General features: G+C 45.0%; 6 protein-coding genes and 2 pseudogenes. 6 read left to right on the forward strand and 2 right to left on the reverse strand.

Going from position 1 to position 6,404, the window contains the following annotated elements:
- Nucleotides 1-125, forward strand: a pseudogene (locus tag IM322_RS07965) (IS630 family transposase); the annotation flags it as partial.
- A 66-nt stretch (nt 126-191) separates the two neighbouring features.
- Here the strand turns inward: IM322_RS07965 and IM322_RS07970 are convergent.
- Both IM322_RS07970 and IM322_RS07975 read right to left on the reverse strand, forming a co-directional pair.
- On the reverse strand, nt 192-1,235 hold the full coding sequence (locus IM322_RS07970) for an N-acetyltransferase DgcN family protein (RefSeq protein WP_287676117.1): 1,044 nt from the start codon (nt 1,233-1,235) through the stop codon (nt 192-194).
- Nucleotides 1,228-2,280 carry a dipeptide epimerase gene (locus IM322_RS07975; protein ID WP_287676118.1) on the reverse strand — a complete coding sequence of 351 codons (1,053 nt, stop codon included), beginning with the start codon at nt 2,278-2,280 and terminating at the stop codon, nt 1,228-1,230. The genes IM322_RS07970 and IM322_RS07975 overlap by 8 nt, the downstream gene beginning before the upstream one ends.
- Nucleotides 2,281-2,591: 311 nt before the next feature.
- Between IM322_RS07975 and IM322_RS07980 the strand changes: the two genes are divergently transcribed.
- The 5 genes and pseudogenes from IM322_RS07980 to IM322_RS08000 all read left to right on the forward strand — a co-directional run.
- Nucleotides 2,592-3,755 carry an LptF/LptG family permease gene (locus tag IM322_RS07980; protein WP_287676120.1) on the forward strand — a complete coding sequence of 388 codons (1,164 nt, stop codon included), beginning with the start codon at nt 2,592-2,594 and terminating at the stop codon, nt 3,753-3,755.
- Between the two features lie 60 nt (nt 3,756-3,815).
- Nucleotides 3,816-3,983 carry a hypothetical protein gene (locus IM322_RS07985; RefSeq protein ID WP_002759244.1) on the forward strand — a complete coding sequence of 56 codons (168 nt, stop codon included), beginning with the start codon at nt 3,816-3,818 and terminating at the stop codon, nt 3,981-3,983.
- A gap of 127 nt (nt 3,984-4,110) precedes the next feature.
- Complete coding sequence (locus IM322_RS07990) at nt 4,111-5,454, forward strand: adenylosuccinate synthase (RefSeq protein WP_287676121.1); 1,344 nt, start codon at nt 4,111-4,113, stop codon at nt 5,452-5,454.
- A gap of 27 nt (nt 5,455-5,481) precedes the next feature.
- A complete protein-coding gene (locus tag IM322_RS07995) occupies nt 5,482-6,039 on the forward strand; it encodes a 50S ribosomal protein L25/general stress protein Ctc (protein ID WP_286826373.1) in 558 nt (185 codons plus the stop codon).
- A 213-nt stretch (nt 6,040-6,252) separates the two neighbouring features.
- Nucleotides 6,253-6,404, forward strand: a pseudogene (locus tag IM322_RS08000) (zinc ribbon domain-containing protein); the annotation flags it as partial.

Below are 6,404 nucleotides of genomic sequence, written 5' to 3' on the forward strand. Positions count from 1 at the left end.
ATCGAGAATTTGAAAATAAAGAAGAACTCGAAAAAGTAGTCAATCAGCTTTTAAATGAAGGGGGATTGATTATTAAATGGAGTAGAAAACTTAAAAATAAGGGTAATGCTGTCAATGTAACTTAAATGCGGAAAAGCTTAACGCAGCACCATCGACTGTGGTTGGTGTAATCACTGCTCACTGATTACTGATTACTGTTTACTGATCACTGATAATAACCCTTGACCGCCAAAACGGACAACATCGGTACAAAATAACCCCGTTTCCTCCTGCACAGTTTCTATAGCTTTAACTGCCGCCTCCGGACTAAGATGAAAAGTATTTAAACTAATCCCTTTTACCTTCACCTCCCCGAAACTTCCCCCGGCGCTGGCAGTCATTTCGTAGAGTTTAATCACTTCTGTTAGGGGAGGGATGAGAATATCGGGTAAATCCTTGATATGAATTTGTCCGGCGCGATGGACGAGAATTAACCCCGTTGGTTGACTGCCACGCATTAAGGGCAAGGTAGCAGTCGAACCGGGGTGTAATAGCGAGCCTTGACCCTCAATAAACAAAATATCGTTATTTTCCGCCGATTCTAACACCAAAGCCTCGATCGCACCAGTGGCATAATCAACGCGCACTGCATCCAAGGGTACACCTTTCCCTGCGATCATAATTCCCCCCTGTCCAGTGGCTAAAAATTGCGATTTTAGCCCTTTTTCTTGGGCTGCCCGATGTAATTCGATGCTAGTGGACATTTTGCCCACACTCATATCCGTGCCTACGGTTAAAATACGCTGACAGGTTAAATTTTTCGCCCGCGCTTGCCCAATTTTTAAGTCTTGGGGTTCCAGACGGATATCCCAAATCCATTGATCCGGTTTAAGCTGAGGAAAAAGGGGTTTTAGGGGTGTATGGAGACCATTAACGAGGGATAACCCCGCATTTACCCCCTCTTTAATTTCTTCTAGCCAATGGGGGGGTAAAATGCCTCCTGAGGGTGCGATGCCAATTAACAGAGTATCGGGATGATAGGTTAAAGCTTCCTTAACACTAGCAACAATCGGCAAGGGGCGATCGATTCCGGCCACTTCTTTTAAGGTGCTGCCGGCGCTTTCTGCGTCAATAATCGCCACTACCTGCGCTTTCCCGTAACGCAGATAACTTAATCCGGTTTTGCCGCGAGTTCCTTTGATTCCTTCGTGGAGAAGAATCGCTACTTTCTTGTCAGGAGTCAAATAATTAGTCATCTTTTATCCGTAAACTAACACCCAAACCGGGTGAATTATTTGGTTGTAAACGTCCCTTTTCTAAGCTTAATCCCGTGAAGGGATCATCGCGTAAATTTAAATGACTATCTAGGTCAAGATAGTTGACAAGCGGGCCAAGATGTGCTAGGGCAGTATTGGCTAAACTGCTATCAGAGTAACATCCGAACATAATTTGCAGTCGGCAAGCTTGGGCAACATGAATCATTCTCTGCACTTCGGCTAATCCACCGGCTTTCATTAGTTTAATATTAATGCCGTGGACTCGATCGGCCAGTTTCAGGATATCTTGACTAGAAAAACAGCTTTCATCGACGAAGATAGGTAGGGGCGATTTTTGGTATAAATCAATTAAATCTCGTTCTTGTCCGACGGATAGGGGTTGTTCCACATAAATAACGCCTTTTTCCTCTAACCATTGGCACATTTTCACCGCATCGCTAAATTGCCAACCACCATTAGCATCGACAGTTAGGGGCAAATGGGGGACAATTTCTTTAATGGCCAGAATTATGGCTCGATCGGCTTCTATACCGTCCGGTGAGCCTAATTTGACTTTTAATAAGCTAAAATCGCCGATTTCTAGCCAATCTAACAGCCTTTTCTGCACATTTTCTGGAGAATTTAAACCGATAGTAACAGAAACTGGCGGAATCAAAGAGCGATCGAGTCCAAAAATTTGCCAGAGAGGTAAATGAGCTTTTTTGCCTAACCAGTCGTGCAGTGCCATATCAATAGCGGCACGAGTAGCCGAAGATATCTGATTTTGCCATAAAATTTTCTCAATTTCTTGGCGTTGACAGGGGTGAAAAGATTGTAAAATAGGAGCGATCGAGTTTAATTCTTGCAGGATTTTATCGGGGTTTTTCTCCTCGCTGGTAATATCAAAAGGGGATGCCTCTCCCCAACCTTCGATATTTTCCTCGCTAATTTTCAGCCAGATATTAGTATTTTCGCTGGTAGTGCCGCGACTAATCCTTAAAGGTACTCGTTTATGAATAGTAAAAGTTTGCCAGTTTAGCAGCATAATTCACCTCGGGATGATCGGGGAATAGGAACAGAAAAATTAAGTACCTAGGAAAAATTAATTACACATATCTAACCACCTCTTGCATGAGTGCCTCTTGCCTTTTGCCTATCCTAACCAAGAAATTAATTTTGCACCACTACTTATCTACACTTGCCCAAATCCTTACTTATGTCCACTCTCCCCGCAATCATACAACTTCCGGCGGTGTTTTTCGTCAAAGACAAAATATGATAGGCTAACCGAAGGTGTAAGCAAGACGGCTGCGGGTTAGGAAATGGGATGAAATAGGAGTGAGTTAACCAAAATCAATGATTAAGAAAAAGATTTCTTACTGGGTAAATAGAGGTATTGCCCTCATTGATCGCTATCTGATCAGCCAACTACTACCCCCATTTTTATTTAGTGTTGGTTTATTTGCCTCTTTGGGAGTAGCGATCGGGAATCTTTCCGATTTAGCTAATCAGGTAGTTGATGCGAATCTACCCCTCGCTTCGGCCCTAGAAATTCTCCTGTTAAAAGTGCCAGAATTTGTCACTTATTCCCTACCAGTTTCTCTTTTGCTGGCCACTTTAATCACCTACGGTCGTTTAAGTAGTGATAGTGAAACCGTTGCCCTGCAAAGCTGTGGAGTCACTCTTTATCGTCTTTTTATACCCACTTTTTGCCTGAGTTTAATAGTTACAGTTGTGACATTTTTATTAAATGAATATGTGGTTCCCAATGCTAATTATCGAGCCACAGAAATTTTAGTGCAGAAAATTAATAAAGAAGCAAGTTTTTGGAAAAATAAAGATTTTTATTATCCCGATTATGAAATAAAAACCCTAGAAAATGGTGCGATTAATCGCAATTTAAGAAGTTTATTTTATGCCGAACAATTTGACGGGGAAAAGATGAAAACCGTCACCGTTATCCGTTGGCTAAAACAAGAATTAAATCAAATTATTATCGCCGATTCGGCCCGTTGGAATGCCGTCGATAACGTCTGGGACTTTTTTAACGGCATTATCTATGAATTAACCCCCCCTAACGCCTCCTATAGCCAAGTTATCCCCTTTAAAGCCGAAAAAATCGCTTTATCTCGCTCCGCTTTCGATTTTGCTCGTCAAAGCCGCGATCCCTACGAGATGAACATACCACAGGCGATCGAATATGTACAACTGCTCAAACTCAGTGGCGATGATAAGAGAGTCAGGTTTTTTCAAGTGCGAATCCAGCAAAAAATCGCCTTTCCCTTTGTCTGTATCGTCTTTGCTACCATAGGTTGTGCCTTGGGTTCTCTACCGCAAAGAATCGGTCGGGGAACCAGTTTCGGTCTCAGTGTCGCTATTGTTTTTCTCTATTATCTTTTCAACTTCTTAGTGGGTAGCTTGGGACTAACCGCCACCCTCTCCCCCTTCCTAGCTGCCTGGCTGCCTAATTTTTTCGGTTTTGGGTTAGGTCTGTGGTTATTATGGCGACTTAACGATTAGACTTTTTTGAAAATTTTCGTCAAGATAGGAGACGTAGAGTTATAGCAGGCCCCTTAGTCTATGTTTCCCTTCTTCTTCAACACTTGTGGCAGCACTTCCCGCCAAGAATGTCAAGAGCGTAAATTAACATTCCTCAAATGGATGCGCGATGACCTCGAAACCCGTCTAGCGGGATTAAATGCCGCTATCGAAACTATCGAGCGTCAAATCAGTCGGGAAGGTCAATAAACCCTGAAAATAGGCGAGTTTTACCCTCGCCTTCTCCCTACAATTAGCTAAGAGAGATAACTTGACAGTTGTATTCGCCAAGAGGGATAATAGTAGTTTGTGTGAACTTTAGCTAGACTAAAATACCTTGGCTAACGTTATTGTAATCGGCGCTCAGTGGGGCGACGAAGGAAAAGGAAAAATCACGGATCTGCTGAGTCGATCGGCGGATGTAGTGGTGCGTTCTCAAGGTGGCGTAAATGCGGGTCATACCGTCGTCGTCGAGGATCAAACGTTCAAACTCCATCTAATTCCCTCTGGGATTCTCTACCCAGATACGGAATGTATAATCGGCTCGGGAACAGTCATAGATCCCTCGGTGTTACTCAAAGAGATGGCGCAATTACACGCCCTCAATGTCACCACCGACAATCTCTATATCTCGCAAACGGCTCATGTCACTATGCCCTATCATCGGCTGCTCGATCAAGCATCCGAGGAAAAACGGGGTAAATATAAAATCGGCACCACGGGAAGGGGTATCGGCCCCACCTATGCCGACAAATCCGAGCGCATCGGCATTCGAGTCATCGACTTGATGAATACCGAGAATCTGCGGCAAAAACTAGAATGGACGATCAATTATAAAAACGTCATTTTAGAAAAGTTATATAACTTACCGCCTTTAGATGCGAAGACGGTGATCGAGGAATATCTAGAATATGCCGAGAAACTGCGTCCCCATGTGGTCGATAGTTCCTTAAAAATCTACGAAGCAATCCGCAAGCGTCAGAATATTCTCTTTGAAGGGGCCCAAGGAACCTTACTCGACCTCGATCACGGAACCTATCCCTACGTTACCTCCTCCAATCCGATCGCCGGCGGTGCTTGTGTGGGTTCTGGCATCGGTCCGACGGTAATCGATCGAGTGATCGGTGTGGCTAAAGCTTACACCACTAGGGTAGGCGAAGGTCCATTTCCCACGGAATTAGAGGGGGAGATCGAGCAGTTATTGTGCGATCGTGGGGCGGAATTCGGGACCACCACCGGCCGTCGTCGTCGTTGCGGTTGGTTTGATGCGGTTATCGGTCGTTACGCGGTGCGAATCAATGGTTTAGACTGTCTAGCGATCACCAAGTTAGATGTTCTCGATACCCTAGAGGAAATCAAAGTCTGTGTCGCCTACCAATTGGACGGCCAAACCTGTCGCCATTTACCCAGCAGTGCCGGGGAATTCGCCCGTTGTCAACCGATTTACCGAACGATGCCGGGGTGGCAACAACCCACCAGTGATTGTCGCAGTCTGGAAGACCTGCCCAAACAGGCCCTCGATTATCTAAAATTCCTGGGGGCGATCATGGAAGTACCGATCGCGATTATCTCCCTAGGAGCTAGTCGCGACCAAACTATTATCGTTGAAGACCCCATTCACGGGCCAAAACGCGCTCTTTTGGACGAAAATGGCTCGCCTTGGGATAATTACGAATTTTAAATCATTGCCAAAGAGGATTAGTCAACTATGCAAGTTAGCGTTGAATGTCAAAAAAGACCCGAAAATATTAACCCCAGGGCCCTACGTCGTCAGGGTTTGATCCCGGCGGTTCTCTACGGCCACAGCGGCACGGAATCGGTTTCCCTCGTGGTGGGAGAAAAAGCGGCCTTAACCCTGCTCAAAAAGGCCTCGGTAAATAATACCTTGGTGGATGTGAATGTTCCCGAAATGCCCTGGACGGGAAAAGCTTTGATCCAAGAGGTACAATCTCATCCTTGGAAAAGAAATCTCTATCACCTCAGTTTCTTCTCAGTATCTGCCCACGGTAAGCTCGATATCGTTGTTCCGATTAAAGCCATGGGAGAAGCGATCGGAACTAAACAGGGCGGTTTAATCGAACAGTTCGTCAACGAAGTTAATGTCTCCTGTATTGCCGATAATATCCCGGAAGTGATCGAATTTGATGTTTCGGAGATCGGTGTGGGGCAATCCCTGCTCGTGGGTGATTTGAAAATGCCAGAAGGGGTGACTTTAAAAGACGATCCCCATACCACCGTTTTTGCCATTGTTGCCGCTAAACGGTAAATTCAGTGATCAGTGATCAGTAACCAGTCATCAGTGATCGGCAAATCATATTTCATTGTTGACTGTTGACTGTTGACTGGTTACTGCTCTGGCGCTCCCATCTACTGGGGGGTTATATCGTGAAAACGCTCAAATAGCTCCTCGCGGGCGGATTCGATTAATAAACGGCTAGATTCGCTGGGGGATAAGGATAACAATCCCTCAATCACGGGATTAGCTGAGAAAATGCCGTTAAATGTTCGAGAATGGGACTGTCCAGACTGTGGGACTCACCATGACCGAGATATTAACGCCAGTAAAAACATTTTGGCCGCAGGACTTGCGGTGTCAGTCTGTAGAGCGACCATAAGACCAGAACAGAGTAA

Source organism: Microcystis sp. M109S1, assembly GCF_020247025.1.
Classification (GTDB): Bacteria; Cyanobacteriota; Cyanobacteriia; order Cyanobacteriales; family Microcystaceae; genus Microcystis.